24 protein-coding genes are annotated in these 25,032 nt (G+C 36.0%); 16 read left to right on the top strand and 8 right to left on the bottom strand.

Annotation, left to right across the window (positions count from 1 at the left end; translation table 11 throughout):
* Positions 1 to 67: 67 nt before the first annotated feature.
* The 3 genes from uvrC to porW all read right to left on the bottom strand — a co-directional run bounded on the left by uvrC (position 68) and on the right by porW (position 7,195).
* On the bottom strand, positions 68 to 1,900 hold the full coding sequence (gene uvrC / locus EZ449_RS00585; RefSeq protein WP_131556015.1) for an excinuclease ABC subunit UvrC: 1,833 nt from the start codon (positions 1,898 to 1,900) through the stop codon (positions 68 to 70).
* Between the two features lie 180 nt (positions 1,901 to 2,080).
* Positions 2,081 to 4,303 carry a transglycosylase domain-containing protein gene (locus EZ449_RS00580; protein ID WP_131556014.1) on the bottom strand — a complete coding sequence of 741 codons (2,223 nt, stop codon included), beginning with the start codon at positions 4,301 to 4,303 and terminating at the stop codon, positions 2,081 to 2,083.
* A 111-nt stretch (positions 4,304 to 4,414) separates the two neighbouring features.
* On the bottom strand, positions 4,415 to 7,195 hold the full coding sequence (gene porW / locus EZ449_RS00575; RefSeq protein WP_131556013.1) for a type IX secretion system periplasmic lipoprotein PorW/SprE: 2,781 nt from the start codon (positions 7,193 to 7,195) through the stop codon (positions 4,415 to 4,417).
* Between the two features lie 111 nt (positions 7,196 to 7,306).
* Between porW and EZ449_RS00570 the strand changes: the two genes are divergently transcribed.
* The 9 genes from EZ449_RS00570 to EZ449_RS00530 all read left to right on the top strand — a co-directional run bounded on the left by EZ449_RS00570 (position 7,307) and on the right by EZ449_RS00530 (position 14,869).
* Positions 7,307 to 7,531 (top strand): AtpZ/AtpI family protein, encoded by a 225-nt coding sequence (locus tag EZ449_RS00570; protein ID WP_131556012.1) that lies wholly within the window; start codon positions 7,307 to 7,309, stop codon positions 7,529 to 7,531.
* A gap of 232 nt (positions 7,532 to 7,763) precedes the next feature.
* Positions 7,764 to 8,102 carry a hypothetical protein gene (locus EZ449_RS00565; RefSeq protein WP_225872184.1) on the top strand — a complete coding sequence of 113 codons (339 nt, stop codon included), beginning with the start codon at positions 7,764 to 7,766 and terminating at the stop codon, positions 8,100 to 8,102.
* A gap of 14 nt (positions 8,103 to 8,116) precedes the next feature.
* On the top strand, positions 8,117 to 9,247 hold the full coding sequence (atpB, locus tag EZ449_RS00560; RefSeq protein ID WP_131556011.1) for a F0F1 ATP synthase subunit A: 1,131 nt from the start codon (positions 8,117 to 8,119) through the stop codon (positions 9,245 to 9,247).
* A gap of 41 nt (positions 9,248 to 9,288) precedes the next feature.
* The gene (atpE, locus tag EZ449_RS00555) at positions 9,289 to 9,501 is read left to right on the top strand and encodes an ATP synthase F0 subunit C (RefSeq protein ID WP_012780570.1); all 213 of its coding nucleotides are present in this window, start codon (positions 9,289 to 9,291) and stop codon (positions 9,499 to 9,501) included.
* Between the two features lie 92 nt (positions 9,502 to 9,593).
* Positions 9,594 to 10,091, top strand: coding sequence for a F0F1 ATP synthase subunit B (locus tag EZ449_RS00550; protein ID WP_131556010.1), 498 nt, complete (start codon positions 9,594 to 9,596; stop codon positions 10,089 to 10,091).
* Positions 10,092 to 10,152: 61 nt separating this feature from the next.
* A complete protein-coding gene (gene atpH, locus EZ449_RS00545) occupies positions 10,153 to 10,692 on the top strand; it encodes an ATP synthase F1 subunit delta (RefSeq protein ID WP_131556009.1) in 540 nt (179 codons plus the stop codon).
* A gap of 315 nt (positions 10,693 to 11,007) precedes the next feature.
* Complete coding sequence (gene atpA / locus EZ449_RS00540) at positions 11,008 to 12,582, top strand: F0F1 ATP synthase subunit alpha (RefSeq protein WP_131556008.1); 1,575 nt, start codon at positions 11,008 to 11,010, stop codon at positions 12,580 to 12,582.
* 87 nt (positions 12,583 to 12,669) lie between these two features.
* Positions 12,670 to 13,554 carry an ATP synthase F1 subunit gamma gene (gene atpG, locus EZ449_RS00535; RefSeq protein ID WP_131556007.1) on the top strand — a complete coding sequence of 295 codons (885 nt, stop codon included), beginning with the start codon at positions 12,670 to 12,672 and terminating at the stop codon, positions 13,552 to 13,554.
* A 187-nt stretch (positions 13,555 to 13,741) separates the two neighbouring features.
* Positions 13,742 to 14,869, top strand: a complete 1,128-nt coding sequence (locus tag EZ449_RS00530) for an ATP-binding protein (RefSeq protein WP_165499663.1) — start codon at positions 13,742 to 13,744, stop codon at positions 14,867 to 14,869.
* 54 nt (positions 14,870 to 14,923) lie between these two features.
* Here EZ449_RS00530 and EZ449_RS00525 read toward each other — a convergent pair whose 3' ends face one another.
* A complete protein-coding gene (locus EZ449_RS00525; protein WP_131556006.1) occupies positions 14,924 to 15,634 on the bottom strand; it encodes a hypothetical protein in 711 nt (236 codons plus the stop codon).
* Positions 15,635 to 15,785: 151 nt separating this feature from the next.
* Between EZ449_RS00525 and EZ449_RS00520 the strand changes: the two genes are divergently transcribed.
* From EZ449_RS00520 to EZ449_RS00505, 4 genes are all read left to right on the top strand, one after another.
* Positions 15,786 to 16,550, top strand: coding sequence for a 5'-nucleotidase, lipoprotein e(P4) family (locus tag EZ449_RS00520; protein WP_131556005.1), 765 nt, complete (start codon positions 15,786 to 15,788; stop codon positions 16,548 to 16,550).
* 58 nt (positions 16,551 to 16,608) lie between these two features.
* Positions 16,609 to 16,827 (top strand): hypothetical protein, encoded by a 219-nt coding sequence (locus tag EZ449_RS00515; RefSeq protein WP_131556004.1) that lies wholly within the window; start codon positions 16,609 to 16,611, stop codon positions 16,825 to 16,827.
* Positions 16,828 to 17,261: 434 nt separating this feature from the next.
* Positions 17,262 to 18,107, top strand: a complete 846-nt coding sequence (locus tag EZ449_RS00510; RefSeq protein WP_131556003.1) for a DUF4349 domain-containing protein — start codon at positions 17,262 to 17,264, stop codon at positions 18,105 to 18,107.
* 12 nt (positions 18,108 to 18,119) lie between these two features.
* Positions 18,120 to 18,983, top strand: a complete 864-nt coding sequence (locus tag EZ449_RS00505; protein WP_225872183.1) for a DUF4349 domain-containing protein — start codon at positions 18,120 to 18,122, stop codon at positions 18,981 to 18,983.
* Positions 18,984 to 19,113: 130 nt separating this feature from the next.
* Here the strand turns inward: EZ449_RS00505 and ruvC are convergent, their stop codons facing one another.
* A complete protein-coding gene (gene ruvC / locus EZ449_RS00500; RefSeq protein ID WP_131556002.1) occupies positions 19,114 to 19,701 on the bottom strand; it encodes a crossover junction endodeoxyribonuclease RuvC in 588 nt (195 codons plus the stop codon).
* 41 nt (positions 19,702 to 19,742) lie between these two features.
* On the opposite strand from ruvC, the gene EZ449_RS00495 reads away from it, so the two are divergent.
* The 3 genes from EZ449_RS00495 to EZ449_RS00485 are packed head-to-tail and all read left to right on the top strand — an operon-like array spanning position 19,743 to position 22,976.
* Positions 19,743 to 20,720: a lysylphosphatidylglycerol synthase domain-containing protein gene (locus tag EZ449_RS00495; RefSeq protein ID WP_131556001.1), complete on the top strand. Its 978-nt coding sequence runs from the start codon at positions 19,743 to 19,745 to the stop codon at positions 20,718 to 20,720.
* Positions 20,698 to 21,834: a glycosyltransferase family 2 protein gene (locus tag EZ449_RS00490; protein ID WP_131556000.1), complete on the top strand. Its 1,137-nt coding sequence runs from the start codon at positions 20,698 to 20,700 to the stop codon at positions 21,832 to 21,834. Before EZ449_RS00495 ends, EZ449_RS00490 begins: the two co-directional genes overlap by 23 nt.
* On the top strand, positions 21,834 to 22,976 hold the full coding sequence (locus EZ449_RS00485) for an ABC transporter permease (protein ID WP_131555999.1): 1,143 nt from the start codon (positions 21,834 to 21,836) through the stop codon (positions 22,974 to 22,976). Before EZ449_RS00490 ends, EZ449_RS00485 begins: the two co-directional genes overlap by 1 nt.
* Positions 22,977 to 23,041: 65 nt before the next feature.
* On the opposite strand, the gene EZ449_RS00480 is transcribed toward EZ449_RS00485, so the two are convergent.
* The 3 genes from EZ449_RS00480 to EZ449_RS00470 are packed head-to-tail and all read right to left on the bottom strand — an operon-like array spanning position 23,042 to position 25,002.
* Positions 23,042 to 23,488: a QcrA and Rieske domain-containing protein gene (locus EZ449_RS00480; protein WP_131555998.1), complete on the bottom strand. Its 447-nt coding sequence runs from the start codon at positions 23,486 to 23,488 to the stop codon at positions 23,042 to 23,044.
* 10 nt (positions 23,489 to 23,498) lie between these two features.
* The gene (locus EZ449_RS00475; RefSeq protein WP_131556446.1) at positions 23,499 to 24,437 is read right to left on the bottom strand and encodes a DUF5777 family beta-barrel protein; all 939 of its coding nucleotides are present in this window, start codon (positions 24,435 to 24,437) and stop codon (positions 23,499 to 23,501) included.
* 4 nt (positions 24,438 to 24,441) lie between these two features.
* Positions 24,442 to 25,002: a YceI family protein gene (locus tag EZ449_RS00470; RefSeq protein WP_205942915.1), complete on the bottom strand. Its 561-nt coding sequence runs from the start codon at positions 25,000 to 25,002 to the stop codon at positions 24,442 to 24,444.
* Between the last annotated feature and the right edge of the window lie 30 nt (positions 25,003 to 25,032).

Here is a 25,032-nt window from a genome sequence, read left to right as displayed (position 1 = left end):
AGGGCTTTGTAAAGTATTAAAGAAAGGCAGCAAATTTATTTGCTGCCTTTTTGTTTTACATGGTATTTTACATTGTGCTATTTGCTCCCCCTTCAGGGGGCTGGGGGGTAAAGTATTCCAGCAAATTAGCAATCTGTTTTTTATTCAATACTTCTGCTAATTCTTTTTCTGTAGCTTCCTTAATCTTCTTAACTGATTTAAAATGGGTTAGCAATTTATCTGCGGTCGTTTTTCCGATTCCCTCAATTTGTTCCAGCTCAGTTTTAAGTGTTCCCTGATCGCGTTTTTTTCTGTGAAAAGTGATGCCAAAACGGTGAGCCTCATCCCTTAACTGCTGTATTACCTTTAAAGTCTCCGATTTTTTATCGAGGTATAAGGGGAATGAATCGCCAGGGTAGAAAAGTTCTTCCAACCTTTTGGCTATACCAATTACGGTTACCTTATGTTCAATCCCTAATAACTTTAGGCTTTTCATAGCCGAAGAAAGCTGCCCTTTACCACCATCAATGATGATCAATTGGGGCAAAGGCTGATCTTCTTCTAACATCCTCCTATAACGACGGAAAACAGCCTCTTCCATGGTCGCAAAATCGTTCGGACCTTCAACTGTTTTAACATTGAAATGCCTATAATCCTTTTTAGAGGGTTTTGCATCCTTAAAAACAACAATTGCTGAAACAGGATATTTTCCTTGAAAGTTGGAGTTATCAAAACACTCTATGTGTTTCGGCAACTGCGTTAACCGCAAATCCTTTTGCATAGTTGTTAAAATTCGATCGGTTCTCAGGTCGGGATTTAACTTTTCATATTGATTGAGTTTCTCCTTTTTAAAGAATAGCACGTTCTTTTGCGAAAGTTCCAAAAGCTTCTTTTTCTCACCCAACTTGGGTACCGTAAATCTCAAACTTTCATCCTCCAGAGATAACTCGAATGGAACAATAATTTCCCTAGAAGTGCTGTTGAATTTTGTTCTAAACTCAAGCATGGCTGTTGTTAAAAGCTCATCATCGCTTTCATCCAATTGCTTTTTTATTTCAATCGTTTGCGTCTGGATAATGGTTCCGTTCATCACTTTAAAGTAATTCACAAAAGCATAACGCTCATCAGAGGCAATACTAACCACATCCACGTTGGTAATTGCGCTATTCACAACCGTAGATTTACTTTGATATTTTTCTAAAACCTGTAATTTTCGAGCATATTGATGCGCCAGCTCGAAATTCAGTTCTTCAGATGCCGACTTAATTATCCCCTTAACATCGCGAATAACATTACCAATCTTGCCGTTTAAAATTTCCTTAATCTCTCCAATATTTTTGTCGTAATCACTTTCTGTTTGGTAAGCTTGACATGGGCCTTTACAATTTCCAATTTGGTATTCTAAGCAGACCTTAAATTTTCCTTCAGCAATATTCTTATCGTTTAAAGGTAAGGTGCAAGTTCTTAATGGATACGTTTCCTTAATTAAATCCAAAATGGTATGCATCATCCCAATCGATCCATAAGGACCGAAATATGTAGAACCATCCTTAATTACTTTTCTTGTCCAGTAAATTCGAGGATAGTTTTCGTTTTTAACAATAATCCAGGGGTAAGTTTTATCATCCTTTAAATTGATGTTGAATTTTGGCTGGTGCTTTTTAATTAAGCTGTTTTCGAGTAGCCAGGCATCAATTTCAGTGTCAACAATGGTAAAGGTTATCTTTCTGATTTTAGAAACCAAAACCCTCGTTTTACCATTGAATTGTTGTTTATCACTATTAAAGTAAGAGCCGACGCGGTTACGAAGATCTTTCGCCTTACCAATGTACATCAACTTTCCATCCGCATCCCAGTATTGGTAAACGCCGGGCTTGTGCGGAATTGCTGTTAGTGCTGTCTTATGGTCGAAACTGCTCATTAAGTACAAAAATAGGGTTTCGAGAACGAAGTATGTTAGTTATATATTGAGATTTTTGATAAAAATTTGGGCGTGCCCCAAGCTGCGCAAGGGTCAGGCTATCCGTTACAAGTCCTCGTCTCGATGAAGAATCGAGCCTGTGGGCTTTCCTCTGCTATCCTTCACGCAAAACCAAACAATCTAAAAACCTAACTTTTCATCCAGCTCCGGATTAGTATCTTCCTCCTGTTTTTGGTATTGGTTACAATCGAAAGTGATGGAAACGCCAGATTTTGGTGCCTCGAAATCTGCATGACTAATTTTTAGGGCTGGATTAGCATAAACTCTTTTTATAAAACCTGCAAAAATTGGAAGCGCCGTATTTGCGCCTTCACCCTGGTTGGTGCTAATAAAGTGAAATGCCCTATCTTCACAGCCTGTCCAAATGCCCGTTACCAATTGTGGCGTAATAGCCATAAACCAACCATCAGAGTTATTTTGGGTAGTACCAGTTTTTCCGCCAATAGGCGCATTAACTTTATATTTGTTTATAAGCCTATATCCGGTTCCACTTGTTACCACACCTTTAAGCATCCTGGTCATTACGTAGGCTACCTCTTCGCTCATAATTGGTTTTGGTATTTCCTTTTGAGAAAATAAGACAACACCATTTTTATCCTCAATTCTTAAAAGATAAATTGGTTTCGTATAAGTTCCTTTATTTGCAAAAGCACCATAAGCACCCACCATGTTATAAATTGATGAATCGAAAGTGCCGAGACAAATTGATGGAAAGGCGGCAACGTTCGGAATACCCATTTTTGTTGCCAAATTGGAAACCGCTACCGGACCAACTTGTTTCATTAAATAAGCAGTGACATAGTTTTGAGAATAGGCCAAGGCTTTTTGTAACGTGATATTGCCTGGTAAAGGTTTTCCTGAATTCCGTGGCGTCCAGGGCTCCCCATAACCATCAATTGTTACTGGAGTATTGGAAACGGTGTAACATGGAGAATATCCGTTTTCTATGGCAACCGCATAAGTAAATGGCTTTGCTGTAGAGCCAACTTGTCTTGTTCCCATTTTAACCTGATCGTACTTAAAATGCTCATAGTTAATTCCGCCAACCCAAGCCTTAACATGTCCATTTGTTGGGTCCATAGACATCATTGCGTTACGCAGAAGCATTTTATAATAACGAACGGAATCAATCGGTTTCATTACGGTATCTATATCTCCTTTCCAGGTAAAAATGGTCATTTCGGTTTTGGTATTGAAGTCATCTTTAATTTCTTCGTCCGATTTCCCCTCAAGCTTTAATGATTTATAGCGATCGGATCTTTTAACACCCTGTTCAATTTGAAGTGCTTTATCTTTATAAGGATTTCGTCCTTTCCAACTGCTAATAAATTGGGCTTGCAAAATTTTCATGTACTCCTTTTGTGCTTCCTCTGCATACCGCTGCATATCGTAGTTTAAAGTAGTATAAATTTTTAATCCATCACGATCTAAGTCATATGGAGTTCCATCTGGTTTAGTAATTCCTTGATCCTGGAAGATAGTTTTAATATCACTTTTTAATACCGAACGGAAATAAGGAGCAATTCCATCATTAACCGTTGCCGCATTAAAATGTAAGTTAAGTGGTGTATCTTTTTGCTCATCAAACTCCTGCTGTGGTAGCATCTCCGATTTTACCATCATAGCCATTACCGTGTTTCTACGGTTTCTAGAACGTTCTGGGTGGCGAGTTGGAGAATACATTGTAATCCCTTTTTGCATACCAACCAAAGTTGCAGCCTGTGTTAAGGTTAATTTATCTGGTGTGGTATTAAAATAAACTCTAGCTGCAGACTTAATTCCATAAGCTTGATTCCCGAAATCGACAGTATTGAGGTACATCGTGATGATTTCTTCCTTGGTATAATTTCTTTCCAGTTTAACGGCAACAATCCATTCCTTAAATTTGGTTAATACCAACGAGAAGAAATTAAGATTTGATTCTCTAGGGAAAAGATTTTTAGCCAACTGTTGAGTAATGGTACTTGCGCCTTGCTTTTTGCCAATTAAATTATATCCAATAATGGTAAAGGTACGTTTGAAATCAATTCCCGAATGCTCTTTAAAACGGGTATCCTCAGTGGCAATTAATCCATTAATTACATTTTCAGAAATTTCCTTGTAAGAAACATTCGATCTATTTTGAACAAAGTAGGTACCCAATGGACGACCATCCTCCGCAATAATTTCTGAAGCCTGATTGCTTTTTGGATGTTCTATATCCCTGAAAGACGGTAATGCACCAAAAAGGCCTAACCCAATCATAGAAATAAAAATCGCAAAAAGCGCAACTCCACCTATCAGTATTTTCCAGATAATTAAACTATAGCTTTTTGTTTCTTGTGCAGAAAGGGATTTGTTCATTTTGTGTTGTTATTAGTCCAAAACTTGCTTTAAATTAAAGTCAGTTTAAGCCGCATATTTATATAAATTTTAAGGAACCTAATCTTTGTGACCGCTTTCGATGCTTTTTCCTTATTTATAGTTGTCTTTAAAAAACTCCAAATATTCGTTTATGAGTTCTCTTGTTTTCAGCTTTTCGAAGTTCTCCTTGCTGATAATAAAGCCTTTATAAATGTTTGCCGGAACTTTCATAATATTCTTTAACTGACCTGTAATGCTAGATTCGTAAATTTTTGCATCCTCCAAATCGATAAAGCTGGTTACATAAATTAGCTGATCATTATCCAACTCGATCAATTTATGCGCCAAATCATTGTCGGGATAATTACCACGGTTAAATTGACCAATTCCGAAACGCGACGAACTTAGTGTAAGGGTCGCATCGGCAACATCAATTACATAATAATATTCTTCCGATTTAGCTGCGCTGAAAATACTTACTGGCTTAACAACATCTGCTGGTTTAACTTCTTCAATTGGTTTATCGATAGGTTTAGCTTCTGCATCCACAGGTTTTTCTACAACAGGAGTTTTATTTTCGGTAGCTAAAGGTTTGGCAGGAACATCAATCGGTTTCGCTTGGCTAACAAAACGGGGTTCTTTAGAATCGAAATCTACAAGTGCAAGTGGCCTTAATTTAAACTCCGCCAAGTTTGCCTCTATGTATTTCAAATGATCGCGGACCAATGGGGTTACAATCATGTCATTAGGATAAAGCGTGGTAATGCTATTAAATTCGGTTAGCAAAGCATCAACTTTCGAAGTTCTACCCACGGCAATTGATTTTAAATAAGCATATTGTGGCGCCAAATCATTATCTGGAAAAGCGCTTACATTATCATTTGCCTGTTTAATTACACTAGGGTAATCTTTTCTAGCGTAAGCATCGAAAGCAACATTATAATTATTATTCGCAATGTTTTCCATCTGACTTTGCTTGGCAGAATAAGACGGATCTAAAATTGTTTTTGCAAAACCAGATTCCGGAAACTTATTCAGCACCAATTGTCTGTATTCATTTGCTTTATTCTGATCTACACCTTGATTATTTAGGTATAAACTATAATAAATAGCGGCCAAATGATTGTTATCAGGGTATCTCCTCAATAATTCGATATAGATCTTATTCGCTTCGGGCTTATCATTTAATTCTTGCTGATAAAAACTGGCGATTTCGAAATAAGCATCAATAATTTTTTGATCAGATGAGGCCAAAAGGGCAGGGGTGGTTGGTAAGGCATCGAGATATTGCTTTTCCAATGAAGTTTGATCCCTAGAAATTTGAGTTTCGGTGCCATTTGCAGGAACGATTGCCGTAGCAACATTTCCACCAGACATTACTTGATTGTTTTCTTGTGCCGATGAACGCTGACTTTGGCGCCAATTATCTTCCAGCTGTCTATTTCCCCAACGTTTTTTAAAATCAGCAAAGCCAGAACTTATTGCTGCGTTATTGTTGAAATAAAAGGTATTTCCAGCACCAATCTGAGGAGCATTAAGCGATTGAGTAGGGAAATCTGGATTATTGATAGATTGGTTGTTGAAAGCTACAGTATTTACTACCTCAACTTTAGGCGTTAAGTAAGATTTAATTTTTGCTTCTCTCTCTCCCGCAGGAAGTTTAGCAATGAACTGAGCAGTATCTTCTTTCGATATGATTGTAAATCGATCTGTTAAATATTTCAGGTTATTTGCCTTCTTAACAATGTTATCATAATCAGGAAAATTCTTTGGCAAGATCATTACCGTACTGTCGTAATAAAGTTTTGCCTTGATATAGTTATTAAATTCCTTGAAATTTAAATCAGCTATTCTTAAATATGATAAAGCTTTTTGATTTTGGTTTTTGGTACTTTTCTGAGCTGATTTATAATAGTTTTCTTCGGCCTTTTCAAATTTTCCCTCTTTTGAAAATAATTCCCCTACTTGGTAATAAATCTGATCGGTATAATCGAAATTCTTATCATCTCTTAACAAAGCCAGCAAAGCTTTATCCTCATCTAATTTATAGCCACTAATTAATGCTTTTAACTTTATACGCTGTAAATTCGCATGGAAATACATCTCGAAAGGTGCATTACTATTCTCTACTTTGGTGTAATTGATAAAAGCATTTTGCAAATCATTTTCTTTTTCCTGCAATTGCGCAAGAATATATTGCCAACGAATACGAAGCTGTTTTTCATCGGCAATTCTAATCGCAGTTTGCAATAATAGAATAGCCTCTTTATTCCTGTTTTGATAAATACGCATTTGCGCAGTAGTTGCCAAAGGTTCTGCCAAATCCTTTTTCAAATCATCAACACCACGTAACATGGTATCCAAAATTTTATCTGCAACAGCCATATTGTTCAGCTCCATTTGGCTACGAGCTTTCCAGTTCATGGCCATTACAAAAGTTTTTAAGTCGCTTTTATACGTTTTTGCGGTATAATCAAAATATTCTGATGCAATGAAATAATTACCTTTTAAATAATTGGCCTTGCCCAAAAGCATATAAGCATCATCTATATAATTACTAAAACTTTTATCATTGATGATGGTCTGCCCTTTAGAAATCACTTCATCTAATTGCTTGTTCGCAGTACCTGGCGTTAAAACCAAGTTAATCTGTGGTTCAGGATCAAGGTAAACCGGTAAAATCTTCTCATAATTATCAGTATAACTCTGCAGTAAACCCTCATTATATTCGGTAAGTAAAACATTTGAGTTATAAATATAGTTATACCTTGCCGTTAAGTTTTGAAACTTACGATCAAGAGCAGTATCTTTATTTGCGACGCAGCCATATATAAAAAGTAGGCTAACAAGGAAGAAGGAGGGATTTAAGGCTTTGTTGATGTGTTTTTTCAAGTATGATAAATAGCGTTAGTGGATATACAATAAACTAAATTTTGATAAAAATATTTTATTTGGCAACAGATTTTAATTATTCAAAGTTAACTTAAATTATTGCATTTATAAATGGAAAATCCTAAAGAAGAAGATACAAAGAAAAAAGTAAATGCCGCCGCAAAATATTCAGCTATAGGCTTTCAAATGATCGCAATTATTGGCCTGCTTACCTTTATTGGTTATAAGATTGATGAACATCGAAAGAGTAAAACCAATATTATTACAGCAATTTTCGCATTGGCGGGCGTTGGGATTGCGCTTTACCAGGCCATAAGGCAGGCAACTAGAGAGTAGTTTTCAGTTGACAGCTTTCAATTTTCGGTTAACCAAACTAAGAATTGGTTATCTGCTTCAGTTAACCGATTATCGAGTTCAAACAGTTAACTAACAAACAATAATTCTTTTCTCGTTGGTTACTTGATACTAAAAAACATATCTTTGCCAAAGTTTTTATTTTGCAAATATATTTTTTCCATTGACTCTAGCCAAATTCACTAGTATCTACTTTATTTTCATTGGGTTATTAATGGGTATCATTGCGGTATTGCCACTTATTTTTCCCGAAAAACAACTGCTTGTAAATAACTTTTGGGTAATGTTCGGCTTTTTGGCGGGCATCACTTACGTTGCTTATTTATTAGTTGATATTGGAATAAAACGCGATCCTGAGGTTGGTATAATGGCTATTATGGGATCGATTGCGGTGAAGATGATTTTTTGTATGGCTTTTGTATTGATTTACAGTATAAAAGCAAAGGGATTGGGCGTTATATTTCTGCTTAATTTTTTTTCTTTATATTTATTGTTTTCAGTCTTTGAAGTTTCCTGTTTGTTACGTAACTTGCGCCACCAAAATTTAAAGTAAAAATCTGCCAATAAATGGATTGTAACCAAGTTTTTGTGTCGAAAGTTAAGAAGGTAATTGTTGTTTTTACGCTTTTAATTGCGTTTTTCTCTATTAAAGTTAATGCTTTCGCCCAAGTTGATAGTGCCGTAGTTCCTGTTGATAGCGTTGTAGCCAAATCTGCTGAAGCAGTTTCTGGTGAACATGGTGTTGTAGAGCATGGAAAAGAAAAATTCGAGCCTACTAAAGTAATTATGGAGCATATTGCAGATTCGCACATGTGGCATTTCTGGGGACATACTTCAATGCCTCTTCCCGTAATTCTTTATACTGCTAATGGGATAGAGTTTTTCTCTTCAGGTCATTTTCACCATGGAAAAGAAGATTACAATGGCACTCACAATACTTATCGCCTAGTTGAAGACCAAATTAAGGTTGTTGGAACTGATGGTAGTATTGATGAAGTTGCGAGCAAATCAATTTTAGATTTTTCGATCACTAAAAACGTTGCGGCAATGTTTATTGCCATTGCATTTATTCTAATCATATTTATTTCTGTAGCAGGAACATATAGAAAACGTATTGGGAAAGCACCGAAAGGATTGCAATCTTTTATAGAACCAATTATCGTTTTCGTAAGAGACGATATTGCAAAACCAAATATTGGACATAAGTATGCGAAGTTTATGCCCTATCTATTAACAACATTTTTCTTCATATTATTTAACAATGTTTTAGGATTGATTCCGATTTTTCCGGGTGGCGCTAACGTTACTGGTAATATCGCCTTAACCTTTGTTATGGCTTTAGGAACAATGATTATTGTTAATATTAATGGTAATAAATACTACTGGAAACACATCTTTAAACCAGATGTTCCATTTTGGTTATATCCAATTATGATCCCTGTAGAGCTTATTGGTATTATTTCAAAGCCTTTTGCTTTAATGATTCGTTTGTTTGCAAACATCACGGCTGGGCACATTATCGTATTAAGTTTAATATCATTAATATTTATTTTCGAAACGCTTTGGATTTCTCCAGTATCTATTGCATTCGTAATATTTATGGATGTTTTAGAATTGCTAGTGGCATTTTTACAAGCCTTTATTTTCACATTACTTACTGCCTTGTTTATAGGTATGGCAGTAGAAGAGCATCATTAACAGAAAACTATTTTTTACAATTAATATAAATTAAATTAGTTATGGTAGGTTCAATCGCGGCAATTGGTGCCGGTTTAGCAGTAATCGGTGCAGGTATCGGTATCGGTCAAGTAGGTGGTAAAGCAATGGAAGGTATTGCTCGTCAACCAGAGGCTGCATCAAAAATTCAAACTGCAATGATTATCGCTGCTGCCCTTATTGAGGGTGCTGCTTTATTCGGTGTGGTAGTTGCTTTATTAGGCTTACAAGTTTAATAGCAATTAAGAATCATTTTATGACTGGGAATTTAATGATTGGTTATTTTCCCAGTCTAAATTAAAGTTACACTAAGAATTAAAAAAAATATATGAACCCATTAGTTCTACCAAGTATTGGATTGGTTTTTTGGACATCGATAGCATTTATATGCTTATTGATTATACTTAGAAAATTTGCTTGGAAACCTATTTTAGGTGCAATTCATGAGCGTGAGCAAAGTATTGATGAAGCTTTGAACAAAGCTGAGTTAGCAAAACAAGAGATGACTCGTTTAACTAGTCAGAATCAAGATTTGATGCAACAAGCTCGTGCTGAACGTGATGAAATTTTGAAAGAAGCTAAAACCTTAAAAGATGGTATTTTAAACGAAGCTAAAAAACAAGCTCAAGTTGAAGGTGCTAAATTAATTGAGAAAGCTAAGATTGAAATCGAGAACCAAAAGAAAGCAGCTTTAGCAGAAGTTAAAGACCAGGTTTCTTCTCTATCATTAGAAATTGCTGAACGTGTTTTGCGTACTCAATTGGATGATAAAACTAAGCAGGAAGCTTTAGTAGCTAACTTGTTAAAAGACGTTGAATTAAACTAAGCGTATTGCGTAAAGCGATGGGCGGTTTAACGCTTAACGCCAAACGCTAACCCAAAAAGATATGTCAGAAATTAAAGTTGCAAGCAGATACGCCAAATCATTAATAGATTTATCCGTTGAAAACAACGCGTTAGAATCTTCTTATAATGATATGGTTTTGTTTGAAAAAGTGGTTGATGAAACCCCTGAGCTAGAAGCGATATTGAAAAACCCAATTGTACCTTTAGATAAAAAGACTGGTATTTTAAATGGTATTTTTGCCGATAAAGTAAGCAAGCTAACCATCACGTTTTTTAAAATTGTAATTAGCAAAGGCCGTTCGGCTATTTTATTTGCTACTGCAAAACAATTTATACAACAATACAACCTAATTAAAGGCATTGTTACTGCTGATGTAACCTCAGCGACTACTTTAAGTGCAGCTGCAAAAGAACAGATTGTTGCCATTGTAAAAAGAGAATTAGGCGCCAACCAAGTCATCATTAAAGAAAAAATTAACGAAAAACTAATTGGTGGTTTTATTTTAAAAGTTGGTGATAAGCAATTTGATGCAAGTATTGCCAGCGGTTTAAGTAAACTGAAAAAGGAATTTGCGCTGTAGTATCGAGATTTGAGTATCAAGTATTAAGATTGAAAATTAGTAATTGGAATCTGAAATTTTGAAAATTGAGGGATACTGAAATAACCGAAGAACTACAGCACTAAAATATATAAACCCGATAGTAGTAAAAATCCTTTTTTGATATCAAACTTAAATAAACTGTCATGCTGACTTAGGAAGCATCTGCAAGCGATGAAACAGATTCTTCGTTCCTCAGAATGACAGAAGTTTACAAAAAAGATTGAAACGAATAGCGGGACTGGAATAACAAAAGAATTACAAGATTTACATTTACAAAAGATATAAATTAAAATTATGGTAGAGGTAAGACCAGACGAAGTATCGGCAATTATCAGACAGCAATTGGCGGGCTTCAAATCAGAAACCGAACTGGAAGAAGTTGGTACCGTGTTGCAAGTGGGCGACGGTATTGCCCGTGTTTACGGTTTAACTAAAGTTCAATCGGGTGAGTTGGTTGAATTTGCAAACGGTTTACAAGGAATTGTATTAAACCTTGAAGAAGATAACGTTGGTGTGGTACTTTTGGGTGCATCTGACGAGATTAAAGAAGGTGATACCATTAAACGTACCAAAAAAATTGCCTCTATTAAAGTTGGTGAAGGTATGCTTGGCCGCGTAGTGAACACTTTGGGTTTACCTTTAGATGGTAAAGGCCCGATTTTAGGTGAGACTTACGAAATGCCTTTAGAGCGTAAAGCGCCAGGTGTAATTTATCGTCAGCCGGTAAATGAGCCTTTACAAACTGGTATAAAAGCAATTGATGCAATGATTCCTATCGGTCGTGGTCAACGTGAGTTGGTTATTGGCGATCGTCAGATTGGTAAAACTGCAGTTTGTATCGATACCATTATTAACCAAAAAGAATTTTATGAAGCAGGCCAGCCTGTGTTCTGTATTTATGTAGCGATTGGTCAGAAAAACTCTACCGTTGCAAACATTGTACGTACGCTAGAGGAAAACGGCGCTTTACCATACACAGTTGTTGTTGCTGCTTCGGCTGCTGATCCTGCTCCAATGCAGTTTTATGCTCCGTTTGCTGGTGCTGCAATTGGTGAGTTTTTCCGTGATACTGGTCGTCCGGCTTTAATTGTTTATGATGATTTATCTAAACAAGCTGTTGCTTACCGTGAAGTATCATTATTACTTCGTCGTCCACCAGGTCGTGAGGCTTATCCAGGTGACGTTTTCTACTTACACAGTCGTTTGTTGGAAAGAGCTGCGAAAATTAACGCAAATGATGATATCGCACAAGCGATGAACGATTTGCCAGAATCTATCCGTCACATTGTTAAAGGTGGTGGTTCATTAACAGCTTTGCCAATTATCGAAACTCAGGCGGGTGACGTTTCTGCTTATATTCCAACTAACGTAATTTCGATTACTGATGGTCAGATTTTCTTAGAATCGAACTTATTTAATGCAGGTATTCGTCCAGCTATTAACGTTGGTATTTCGGTATCTCGTGTAGGTGGTAATGCTCAAATTAAATCAATGAAAAAAGTTGCAGGTACTTTAAAGTTAGACCAGGCTCAATACCGTGAGTTAGAGGCTTTCTCTAAATTCGGTTCTGATTTAGATGCAGCGACGAAATCGGTTTTGGATAAAGGTGCACGTAACGTACAAATGTTAAAACAAGCACAGTTTACACCATTTACGGTTGAGAAACAAGTTGCGATTGTTTATGCAGGTACTAAAAACTTAATGCGTAGCGTACCGGTTGATAAAGTAAAAGAATTCGAAACTGAATATTTAACTCAATTGGAAATGCGTCATCCTGAAACTTTAGCGGCATTAAAAGCTGGTAAATTTGATGATACCATTACGGGTGTTTTAGATACAGTAGCAAAAGAGATTTCAAGTAAATATTAATAAGATTTGAGACATGAGATTTGAGATTTGAGATTGGGACGGAAACGTCTCACATCTTATATCTCACATCTCACATCTAAATAAAGAATGGCTAATTTAAAAGAAGTAAGAAACCGAATTGCATCGGTACAATCAACTCAGCAGATTACCAAAGCTATGAAAATGGTTTCGGCAGCGAAGTTGAAGCGTGCAACAAATGCAATTATCGCTTTACGTCCTTATGCAACTAAACTGAAAGAGATTTTAGCGAATCTATCGGCAAGTTTAGAAGGTTCTTCATCGCCTTTTATCCAAGAGCGTGAACCTAATAAGGTTTTAATTGTAACTGTATCATCAAACCGCGGTTTGGCTGGTGCTTTTAACATGAACGTAATTAAAGCGGCCAACAATTTAATTGCTGAGAAATATAGCGAACAGTTGAAAAACGGTAATGTGAGCATTATTTCTATTGGTAAGAAAACTCAGGATTTCTACGAGAAACGTAATTACAACGTTATTGGTAATAATAACGAGGTTTACAATGCTTTAACTTTCGAAAACGTAACCAAAATTACCGATGCTATCATGGCTGGTTTTATTAAAGGCGACTTTGATAAAGTAGAGTTGGTTTACAATCGTTTTAAAAATGCAGCTGTTCAAATTATTACTTCTGAACAATTGTTGCCATTACCAAAAGCAGAAGAAACAAAGGTTGAAACTAAAGCGACCAATGTTGATTATATTTTAGAACCATCACAAGAAGAAATTGTAGAACAGTTAATTCCTAAATCGGTTAAAATTCAGTTATATAAAGCAGTGTTGGATTCTCACGCATCTGAGCATGGCGCACGTATGACATCAATGGATAAAGCAACTGAAAATGCTGGTGAGTTATTAAAAGCCTTGAAACTTTCTTATAACCAAGCTCGTCAGGCTGCAATTACAACTGAATTAACAGAGATTGTAAGTGGTGCAGCAGCATTGAACGGATAACCCCTAAATCCCCTAAAGGGAACTTGAAAATATAAGACCCATTTCTTAATTGAGATGGGTTTTTTTATTCCTGATATAACTACAATCCAAAATTATTATGTTTATTTTAGATTGTAATCCATAATTATTATGTTTTTATTGGAATGTAATCCAAAATTATTATATTTTTGTCTTATAATTATTGATCATGATTGTAAGAAAGCAAATGGATTATGCCTTGGAGAGGCTGTTTAAGGGCAAGGCATTTATTGTTTTTGGTCCGAGGCAATCTGGTAAAACAACATTTGTAGAGCAGTTGCTGGCCAAGGTTAATAAAAGAACTTTATACCTAAATGGCGATGATGCTGATGTACGTGAAAGTTTAGCAAAGCCCAATGCTACGCAGATTGCACAATTATTGGGCGATTATGAAATCCTTTTTATCGATGAAGCCCAACGCATAACTAATATTGGCTTATTTATAAAAATAATTGTAGATAGATTTAAGCAAGTACAGGTTATAGCAACAGGCTCTTCGGCATTTGAATTATCTGGAAAAATAAACGAACCACTAACTGGGCGTAAATATGAAATGATGCTTTTGCCTTTTTCTTATGCAGAATTAGTGAAAGAAACTGATTTTATTACCGAAGAACGCTCCTTAGCGAAACGTTTAATTTATGGCTCATATCCTGAAGTAATTAATCAACCGGATCACGCAGAAGAACATTTAAAGCTATTAACCGATAGTTATTTATACAAGGATTTATTTGCTTTGGAAGAAGTGAAGAAACCCTTATTATTTGAGAAAATTGTAAAAGCTTTAGCACTGCAGGTTGGTAGTGAAGTAAACTTTTCAGAATTGGCTCAATTGGTAAAAGCCGACCAAAAAACCGTAGATAAGTACATTGATTTATTGGAAAAGGCTTTTGTGATTTTTGTTTTACCTGCATTTTCAGGCAATGTTCTCAACGAGATTAAGAAGAATAAAAAGGTATATTTCTATGATACAGGTGTTATCAATGCGATTACCAGAAACTTCAATACTTTAAATAATCGCAATGATGTTGGTGCACTTTGGGAAAATTATATGATAAGCGAGCGCAAAAAATACCTGCAGCAAAATCAAATTGAAGCAGAATTATTTTTCTGGCGAACCACCCAACAACAGGAAATAGATTACATTGAAAAAAGAGCTGATCAACTTTTAGCGGTAGAATTTAAGTGGAATGAGAGAGCGAAAGATAAAATTCCGGTCACTTTTACCAAAGCTTATCCTAACGCAGAAACATTAATATTATCTCAAACGGATAGAGGAAGTTTTTTGAATGGGTAGAGGTGTTTCATCAAAACAACAAAGCCCATTTCTAAATCGAAATGGGCTTTCTGCTTATTTAAAGTACTCATCCAATAAACCCAAATTTATTTTCAGGTAACCATTATCTATCCTTTTACTTCCGTTTTTATCATCATAAACCTTTGCATTAAACCTGGCTTCTAAAATGTATAGGCCGGTTTTCGTTTTTTTAACACTTATGATTTCGAATTTGGAGTTTTGCTGCGCATCAGCACTTAAAGTTGGTGGAATTCTGAATGAATCGGAACCATAAGTTTTGTAAGCACCTTCATTGTTTACATTAATTGCTATACCATTCTGACTGTTATTTCGCTCATAATCCAAAGCGTAATTCCGCATTCCAACAGCGTAAAAATCTCTTATATCAGAGGGTTCATATAAGAAGCCACTAGTCATCACTTTTTTATTATATTTTTTAATAAAAATGAAATCGATTTTATTCGAGTTTTTGTAAAAACTATAAGTTTTCGAATACATTACCGAATCTTTATCACCGGAGATGTAATAAGCGTAATTTACAATCGAATCAACTTTGGAATTGGGCTGAACATTTGAAACTTTCCAACCACTTGAATACTTCGATGCGGTATTAAGCTTTCCGTCCATTACATAAGCTACGCTATCTCTGATTATTTCAGTTTCATCAGGCTTTACAATTGGTGGCTCAATTATCGGACTCTCTTTCTTGCAGGCAGCAAGGCACAATAAGGCTATACCAAGCCCTAGTAAATTTTTAAATTTCATAATTTTGATTTTATTTGTGTGTGCTCAAAACTAATAAAAATCTATAACTAAGAAGTTAATAATCTAGAAATTATCTTCATTTAAATGATGATTTAGCTTAATGAAACTCATGTCGGATTCAACTCTTATATTTGCCCAACAATTTCAAATTATGAAAAAATACATCATCATTATTTTATCCCTCGCTCCGTTTTTGGCTGCAGCTCAATCTCCTGCCAGAGATTACACAAACGCTGTACTGTGGCAACAAACTTCGGGTGAATACAGGGCTTTATGTTTTCAGGCATACAACTTTGCCCGCTTATCATTAAAAGAAGCAATATGGGCCGATACAAGCAAAAAGCCAAACTGTGTGATTGTAGATATTGATGAAACGGTTTTGGATAATTCTGCCTTTCAAGGACATGAGATTAAAAAAGGTTTGAGCTATAACCCGGCAGATTGGACTGAATGGACAAGCCTTGCTAAAGCCGATACCGTTCCTGGTGCATTAGCTTTTTTGAAATTTGCAGCTTCTAAAAATATCGAAACCTTTTATGTGAGCAATCGCGATGAAAAGGATTATGCTGCAACGTTGAAAAATCTAAAAGCTTTTGGCTTTCCTTATGCTGATGATGCGCATTTAGTCGTTTCAAAAGGAATATCAAATAAGGAACCCCGTCGCCAAAAGATTGCCGAAACGCATAATATTTTAATGCTTTGTGGCGATAATTTGAGTGATTTTTCTAATATATTTTACCGGGAACAAAAAAATACTTTCGAGCAAGTGAACCAAAATCAAAACCTTTTTGGCACAAAATTCATTGTATTACCAAACCCCATGTACGGCGATTGGGAAAAACCTTTATATCAGGGCGAAAACTTGAGCGATAAAGATAAGGCAAAACAGCGTTTAGAGCGATTAAAAAGTTACTAAGTATGTGTAAATATTCAGCAATAAGTATTACTTTTGCTGCATCATAAAAATAAACATTATGGAGAACAACGAATTAAAGCACAATACAGAAAGTATGCAAACGGCTAACCAGCCAGGGATTTATAAATTAATCATTTTTGGTGTAATTGTTTGTATGATTGGTACGTATGCACGCTTCGCATTCGATTCTTGGATGCTTTCATTAGTTTCTTGGATTATCCTTTTCATCGGTGCAATAATCGCAATTAAGGGTGTTTTCAAAATTTTAGACGCATAAGATATATCCTTTCAAAATATTAGGCCAATCATATTCAACATGATTGGCTTTTTTGTTTACAATATTTTTTGAAAAGCCAGCTTCGGTGTAAATCGGTTCCGAAAGCCCCGCCATTCGCTTTACTACGCCGTTAACCGAAAAGGTTACCGCTTCGTGTTCGCTGCTGTCAGGTTTATTTTACCCAAGTAAACCTTTCTATATTAAATCTTCCCAAGCAATAATTTCTATATAAGTTTAAAAGCAGATATATTAATTTATGGAAAACTATGCCTCAAGGCATCTCAATACAAACGTTTTTACTCGTTGGGTTACCTAAACCGGTTTTTCGTATAAAGGGAAAAATAGGGCGTGAAAATCTAACCAAAAACGCCCAACTTCTAATGGCCATTTGAAGCAAATATTTAAAATGATTAAATTTTTAGAACCACAAAATCATGAAAAGGAATATTATTGCTTTGGCTTTATGTGCCATATTATTTGGATGCAGTAGCGAGAAAAAAACAAAATCAGCCGATACGGCTTTGATAAATGTCGAAAAAGAAGCAGCTCAAACCGAATTGGTAAGTAAAGTTATAAAAACTGCCGATATGCGTTTTAAAGTTAAAGACGCCGTTAAAACTAAACTCCAAATTAGTAAAATAGTAGCCGATCTTGAAGGCACAATCGTAGAATCCACCATTCAAAGTACAACCATCGATCAGGAACGTGTGGCTTACAGCGTTGACTCGTTGCAGGAAACAACCGTTTTTAAAGCAGAGGGCGTAATTATTGCCCGAATACCTCCAGCTTACCTCAATATTTTTAGCGATTTAGTTACGGCAACAGCAGAGCAAGTTGATAGCGCCAGGATGCAAGCCAGCAACCAAAGTATAGAATATTTACGCAATAGCTTAAAAACAAAAATTAGAGAGGATGCGCTAAATGAGGCAAAGAACGATGCCGCTAAAGGATCGAAATCAGCCGAAGAAATAATTGCAATGAAAGACGGGATTGTAGATCGGAAGATTAACAGTATGGATGTAAACGAAAGGACCAAATTAAGCACCGTAACGCTGAGCTTTTATCAGGATAAGGGAGTTAGAAAAGTTATCATGGCAAACGATGACTTGAGAGATAATAGACCTGCTTTTTTCAATCGATTGGGATTGGGACTTAATTCTGGGTGGCAAATGTTTAAGGAATTTTTATTGTTCGTTGCACATTCTTGGGTGTTTATTTTAATTGCACTTATAGGTTTCGTTAGTTATAAATATTTCAGAAGTAAACAAACACAGGCTTAAAATCATAAAATCATGAAAAGGAATATAATTGCTGTAGCCATAATTCTAGGGTTATTTGGTTGCCAAAATGCTGAGAAAAGACACGAAAGTGTAGCCTCAACACAAGAAATGGTATTGCCAGATGCAGCCAGTGCAGACACTGTTGCCGCTGAAAAAATCATTAAAACTGCAGATATGCGGTTTAGAGTGAAAGATGTGCAAAGGACGAAAGAAAAATTAAGCGAGACCATTAAGAGTCAAGGCGGTACAGTTTCAGAGTTTTCTATTCAAAGTGTAATTCAGGAAACGGAAAAAGTTAAACAATCTACCGATTCGCTCAAAGAGATTACTTCCTATAAAACTGAAGGTTACCTTGTAGCAAAAGTTCCCTCAGAGAAGTTGGATGAGTTTACGAATGCCATTGCAAAAATGGCTGTGTTTGTAGATAATCAATCCTTAAAAATGGATGATCAAAGCATTAGCTACTTAACAAACAAACTGAAAGCAGACAATAGGAAAGAAGCCGTTGATCGTATTAATAAGTTGGCAACCAAGAAAAGCCCAAATGTAGAAACATCTCTTTTAATTAAAGACGACTACATCGACAAGAAAATGCAAAATATGCTAATCGATAGCCGGGTAAAATACAGCACCATTACACTTAATTTTTATCAGGATAATACCATTAAAACAATGGTTGTGGCTAACGACAATGTTTATGATTATAAACCAAGCTTCGCAAACCGTTTGTGGCTGGGTATAGTAAATGGATGGACAATATTCAAGGAAATCATATTAGCAATTGCAAACCTTTGGATGTTGATTTTAGTAGGATTTGGTGTATTCTTTACGATTAGATATTTCGTGAGAAAAAACAAAATTGCAACGAAAATTTAATGAATAATCAGCGTTAATTTCTTGATATACCCATCTTTGCGAGGTACGAAGCAATCTTACAACTATCGCTAATATAACCCAGCGCTTTAAGATTGCTTCGTACCTCGCAATGACGATTTTTCGATAGCATCTATTTCTTAACTTTCACTGCTAATCCTTTAACCTTTGTTTTATTATCAGTTACAAAAGATTCCCAGCCAGAATAGGTTTTAGATTTGCCGCTTGTAGTTATCTTTTGAAACGAATGACAAACTGCCACCGCCAAACCATCGGTCGCATCTAAAAATTCTGGTGTTTCCTTAAAATTTAATAAGCGTTGCAACATTGCAGCAACTTGCTCTTTGGTTGCGTTGCCATTACCGGTGATAGATTGTTTAATCTTTCGGGGCGAATATTCTGTTACTGCAACATCTCTTGATAATGCCGCCGCAATTGCAATGCCCTGTGCTCTTGCAAGCTTTAAAAGAACCTGAATGTTTTTACTATAAAAGGGCGCCTCAATAGCCAACACATCTGGTTTGTATTGATCGATGAGTATAACTGTTTTTTCGAAAATTCGCTGAAGTTTTAAAAAAGGATCATCGAGATGTGTCATCTTAACAATGCCTAAACTGATTAACTCTGTTTTGTTTCCTTTCTCTAAAATTACGCCATAACCCATTACCGCAGTACCTGGATCGATGCCCATAATTATCCGTTCCTTTTTTTCGTTCAACATTACAGCAATATTAAGCATATTTGCAATCTAAAAAGAGCATCTTGACAGGCAAGAACAAAAAAATATTATCAATCCTTATAAAAATTGCAATCGTAGTATTTGCCTTTTGGTTTATCTACCATAAACTCGTTGCGAATAAAAACCTCGAAGATTTTAGATCACTCTTAAAAGATATTCCCACAACTGAGATTGTAACTGTAATTGGGCTGGTAGTTTTGCTCATGTTTGTAAACTGGTTTTTAGAAGCTGCGAAATGGAAACGATTAATGAGCCATATCGAAAGCATCAGCTTTTACAGGGCAATAGAATCTGTCTTCTGTGGCTTAACTTTGGCAATCTTCACGCCCAATAGGTTGGGTGAATATGGAGGCAGGGTTTTCTTTCTATCCCCAAAAAGAAGAATAGTTGGAATAGTGGCCATGTCTGTAGGAAGTATTGGTCAGTTGGTTTTAACGAACGTTTTTGGAGCCATTGCTGCCTGTTTTTTCATTTATAGATTTGTCCCGATGGACAATGTGTTTTTCATTGCAATTGTATTCTTTGCCACCATTTTCGCCCTGTTCTTTTTGGTGTTTTATTTCAACATCCGCTGGTTAAATGGAATGCTACTCTCCTTTAAATTCACTAGAAAATATAAGAAGTTTTACAGTATTTTAGGTAGGTATCGAAAAGGTGAACTTTTTCGAATCATCTTATTTTGCTTGGCGAGATATATCGTTTTCAGTTCTCAATATTTCATTTTATTTGTGTGGTTAATTCCGGGTTTGCAATATGCAGATATCGTAATGATGACTTGCCTCTTGTTCTTGGTACAATCTGCTTTGCCTTCCTTAGATTTGTTTGATGTTGGAATTAGAAGCGTAACTGCGGTAGAATTATTTAAACATGTTACGGATCAACATGTGGCTGTTATTGCGTGTACTGCGAGTATTTGGCTCATAAATATTATTATTCCTGCTATCTTAGGCTCATATTTCGTCTTTAAACTTAACTTTTTTGGAAATCTTAAAACTAATTAGTCTAATATCCGCTGCCTTAACCTTAATCTACGGTTCTCTCGTGCTTAGTTTTATTAAAGGTTGGCACAGTTTAACATTTTTTATAGCCAGCAAATTAGAACTTAACACTAAAGTTTCGGTTATTGTTGCTGCTCGCGATGAGGAGCTAAACATTAAGAGAACAATTGATGCTTTAGTCGGCCAAGACTATCCGAAACACTTAACGGAAATTATTTTCATTGATGACCACTCTACGGATAAAACAGCCGAAATAGTAGAATCATATCGCGATAGGGGAGTGAGGCTCATTAAGCTAAATGAAGACAGGGCTCTTAATTCTTATAAGAAAAAAGCCATTCAAACGGCCATTGGTTCTTGTTCTGGTAGTTTAATAATTACTACTGATGCTGATTGTGTAATGGGTACAAAATGGCTTACATCTGTTGTAAATTTTTATGAGGATAAAGGTTATAAAATGATTTCTTCTCCGGTAGCCTATTTCGAGGAAAAGAGCTTTTTTGAACGGTTACAATCTTTAGAATTTCTTTATTTAATTGGCTTGGGCGCATCAACTATTGGAAATAAACAACCATCAACTTGTAATGGCGCAAACTTGGCTTACGAAAAATCTACCTTTTACGAGGTTGGTGGCTTTCAGGGAATAGATGATTTAGCTTCTGGTGATGATGAATTATTATTGCACAAAATCGCCGCAAAATATCCTGATAAAATTGGCTTTTTGAAAAACCGAGAAGCCATTGTTTACACGCATGCCAAGGAGAATTTAAGGTCGTTTATCCAGCAAAGAAAACGGTGGGCATCGAAAAGTACACGTTATAAAAATAAGGCTATTATAGTTTTGGGTGTATTGATTTGGATCTTCAACCTCAGCATTTTAGCAAACTTTATTACAGGTTTATTTCTTCCGGGTTTTTTAACCATCACATTTTATCAATTATTGGTTAAAATGGTTTTAGAAACATTATTTTTATGGGATGTAACAGGCTTTGCAAAAAGGCGAAGTTTACTCGTTTTAATCCCTATTTTAAATGTTTTGCATGTACTTTATATGGTTTACATCGGTATTGCCGGAAATAGTGGGAAGTACAATTGGAAAGGCAGAATGGTTAGATAATGGATAATAGCCCATCGAAGAAGGTTTGGATAAAATTTAAAAGAAATAAGCTTGCTTTTGGCGGTCTCATTTTTATTTTATTGTTGATGCTAATTGGCGTTTTGGGCTATTTGATTACTCCAGATCATACGCCTTATGCCAATACGCAGGTTTTACAATTAAATAAAAAGAAACCTGGGCGAACTTTTAAATTTATTATTGTTGGCAAAAATCCCAATGTAAAACAGGTTGGTTTTTTTGAGCGGATGCTAGAGGGGCAAAAGTCAGATATCTCAAGTATTCCAATTACATCTTACAGAATCGTAAACAATGATGTTTTCATAACGCCTTACATCGGCGAAGAGGAGAAAGCGCAAGAGATTAGCTACAAGTTAAGCGAAATATGCCCTAGATGTATGCCATATTCCAAATTAGGAACTCCAGCCACATTGTTTGAAAAATTTAATGTATATGAAAAAACATATTGGTTAGGTACAGATATCTATGGTCGGGATTTATTAAGCAGATTGATATTAGGCATTCGGGTTTCGCTCTCCGTAGGTTTAATGGCAGTTTTAATTTCCTTGTTTATTGGCGTGACTTTAGGCGCTGTCGCAGGTTATTTTGGTGGTAAAATTGATGCCTCTATCAGTTGGTTTATGAATGTAGTTTGGTCACTACCTTCATTGCTCCTCGTTATTGCCATCTCATTCGCTTTGGGTAAAGGTTTCTGGCAAATATTTATCGCAGTTGGATTATCTACCTGGGTAGATGTTGCTCGTTTGGTACGCGGACAAGTAATGGCACTTAAGGAAGTAGAGTTCGTAGAAGCAGCCAGAGCATTAGGTTTTAGCACAAGTAGGACGATTATTAAACACATTTTGCCAAATATTGCCGGGCCAATTTTAGTTGTTGCCTCATCCAATTTTGCATCTGCCATTTTATTAGAAACAGGTTTAAGCTTTTTGGGTTTCGGTGCCCAACCGCCCATGCCAAGTTGGGGAAGTATGATTAAGGAGCATTATGGTTACATCATTATGGATGCCGCTTATTTAGCCATTTTGCCAGGATTGGCCATTATGTTAACGGTATATGCCTTTAATGTTTTGGCTATCGGTTTGCGAGATGCATTTGATGTAAAAGGCCAAAATGTATCGGTTTAAAAAACCACTTTTACGAAAAAAGCAGTACCAAAAAGATGATACTGCTTAACCCTAAAAAACAAAAACTAAGTTGTTGCTGTAAGTGTATTCCCTGAAATGGTTAGCGGATAAACTTTCAATGCAGTTGTTGTACCACCATCACTCGGTTGGGCTAGAATAGAACCCGCAGTTGTATATCTTGCCGCATGTAATGAACATTGAATGTAATTACTAGCCTGTATAAAACTTAAAGCGCCACCTTGATGTGGGCAAATGGCTTGCGTTGCAGAGAATGAGCTTGCTGCATTTCCTGTGGCGGTGCGAATAAATAAAATACTTTTAACCACCAGAGATGCACCAACAGTTAATATTTGAGTGCTTAAATCTACACTTGCAGTTGTTCCCGGTGTTCCGCCACCAGCTGGATCGGGAGTTGGAGTGTCGCTCTTTTTTCCACAAGCTGAAAAGCACGAACCCGTGCATACTAAGGCAACGCCCAAGCCTAATGATTTGATAAATTCGTTACGTTCCATAATTTTTTTGTTAGTATATTTTAGATTGAAGGTCTTTATCTTTTGATTTAAACAAGGTGAAGTTTCTTGATATGGTAAAGCCAAATCGAACGCCTCCATGCTTCCACGATTTTTTGGTGTCGGGAATAAAACTGTTTTCTGATATGTATTCCGAATTCATAAAATTGAGCGAGAATACGTGGCCGCCAGTTTCAATTTCCAATCCTACACCCAATGGATTATAGAATTTCTGCGCTAAATCTGACGGTCGATTCAAACCATTTACAAACGTGTAATCTGCTACAAATGATAAACGCTTCGTTAATTTGGCTCTTCCGGCAAAGCCGATACTAAATAAGTTATCTGGATCACGAGATTCTGTTGTGTTTTTTCTAAGCAGCACCGCTGGAGCAATTTGTAATGATATTCGCTGACTAATTTTTCGAGAAAAAATAGGTTGTAAGAAATAGGTAAAGCGATTGGCATAGCTTGGAAATTCCGTTGTTGCAATAGGTTCTCGGGCAATCCATCCCATTTGAGCTAAAAAGGTAATGTTGATCGGTATATTTCCATTTTTTCCTCCGCCCTGTTCTAGTAGTTTATATTTTATAAAGCCATTGTAAAGCTCATTGTGCTTGCTTCTACCGATACTTACGGTAAGTTTATCGGTAATGCCATAATCGAAACCTATAAATAAATCGGTAGCAACATCAAGACCATAAAGTGTATGTGCGCTCCCAAACTCGCCACCAATATCTCCAAAATGGTGACGGATCCTCATATCTAAATCGTGCTTCTTTTGTGTTTCTGTAGATTGTGAAAGCACAATTCTGGTTGATTTAAATGTTGGATTCAGTGTTTTAATTTTAGTAGAATCTGTCATTGTTTTAAGCAATGAATCTGCTGATTGTGCATAGATATTGCCGTTTAGCAAAACAGCAAGCGCAATAAGAGTAGCGGTTTTTAACATGTATTTAGGGTTTTTGAGTAAGGGTTCCATTAACTTTTACGCTAATTACTTTCGCGATTTTGGTGAAAACCAATGTTGGGATTTTAATATCGTGATCTACACAGGCTACATCGAAAGCTGAAGCAATGGTAGCTATTCCATTTTTAAGAGAAATTTTTGTGGCTATTGTTCTTGGCTTACTTACCCCATGAACACTTAGTATGCCTTTTGCCACAACATTATATTCGCCATCCTTACTCCAATCGATATTGGGTTGGATATTTCCTTTAAATGATGCTGTAGGATATTTATCGCTTTCGATATAATTTTCGTTGAAATGCTCTTGCATCAATTTCTTTTCAAACTCGAAGCTTTTCATCGAAACCAGAAAGGCAAACTCACCCGTTTTGGCAATGAGCACCGCAGTTGTTTTATTGCTTGCCGCTTTGATATCTTCTATTGGAGTAGATGAAAAGAAACTTGTTTTAACGTTGCTTGAAAGATAACTTTGGGCTTTTACTGAAATGCAAAGCATTGTAAAAAATGCAATAATGAGAATTGCTAAAACCTTGTTTTTAGATGTCATGGCTTGCGGGATAAATTTATGTTTTGTCTT

Source organism: Pedobacter frigidisoli (assembly GCF_004331675.1).
GTDB lineage: Bacteria > Bacteroidota > Bacteroidia > Sphingobacteriales > Sphingobacteriaceae > Pedobacter > Pedobacter frigidisoli.
This window is presented reverse-complemented; position numbering and strand designations above follow the sequence as displayed.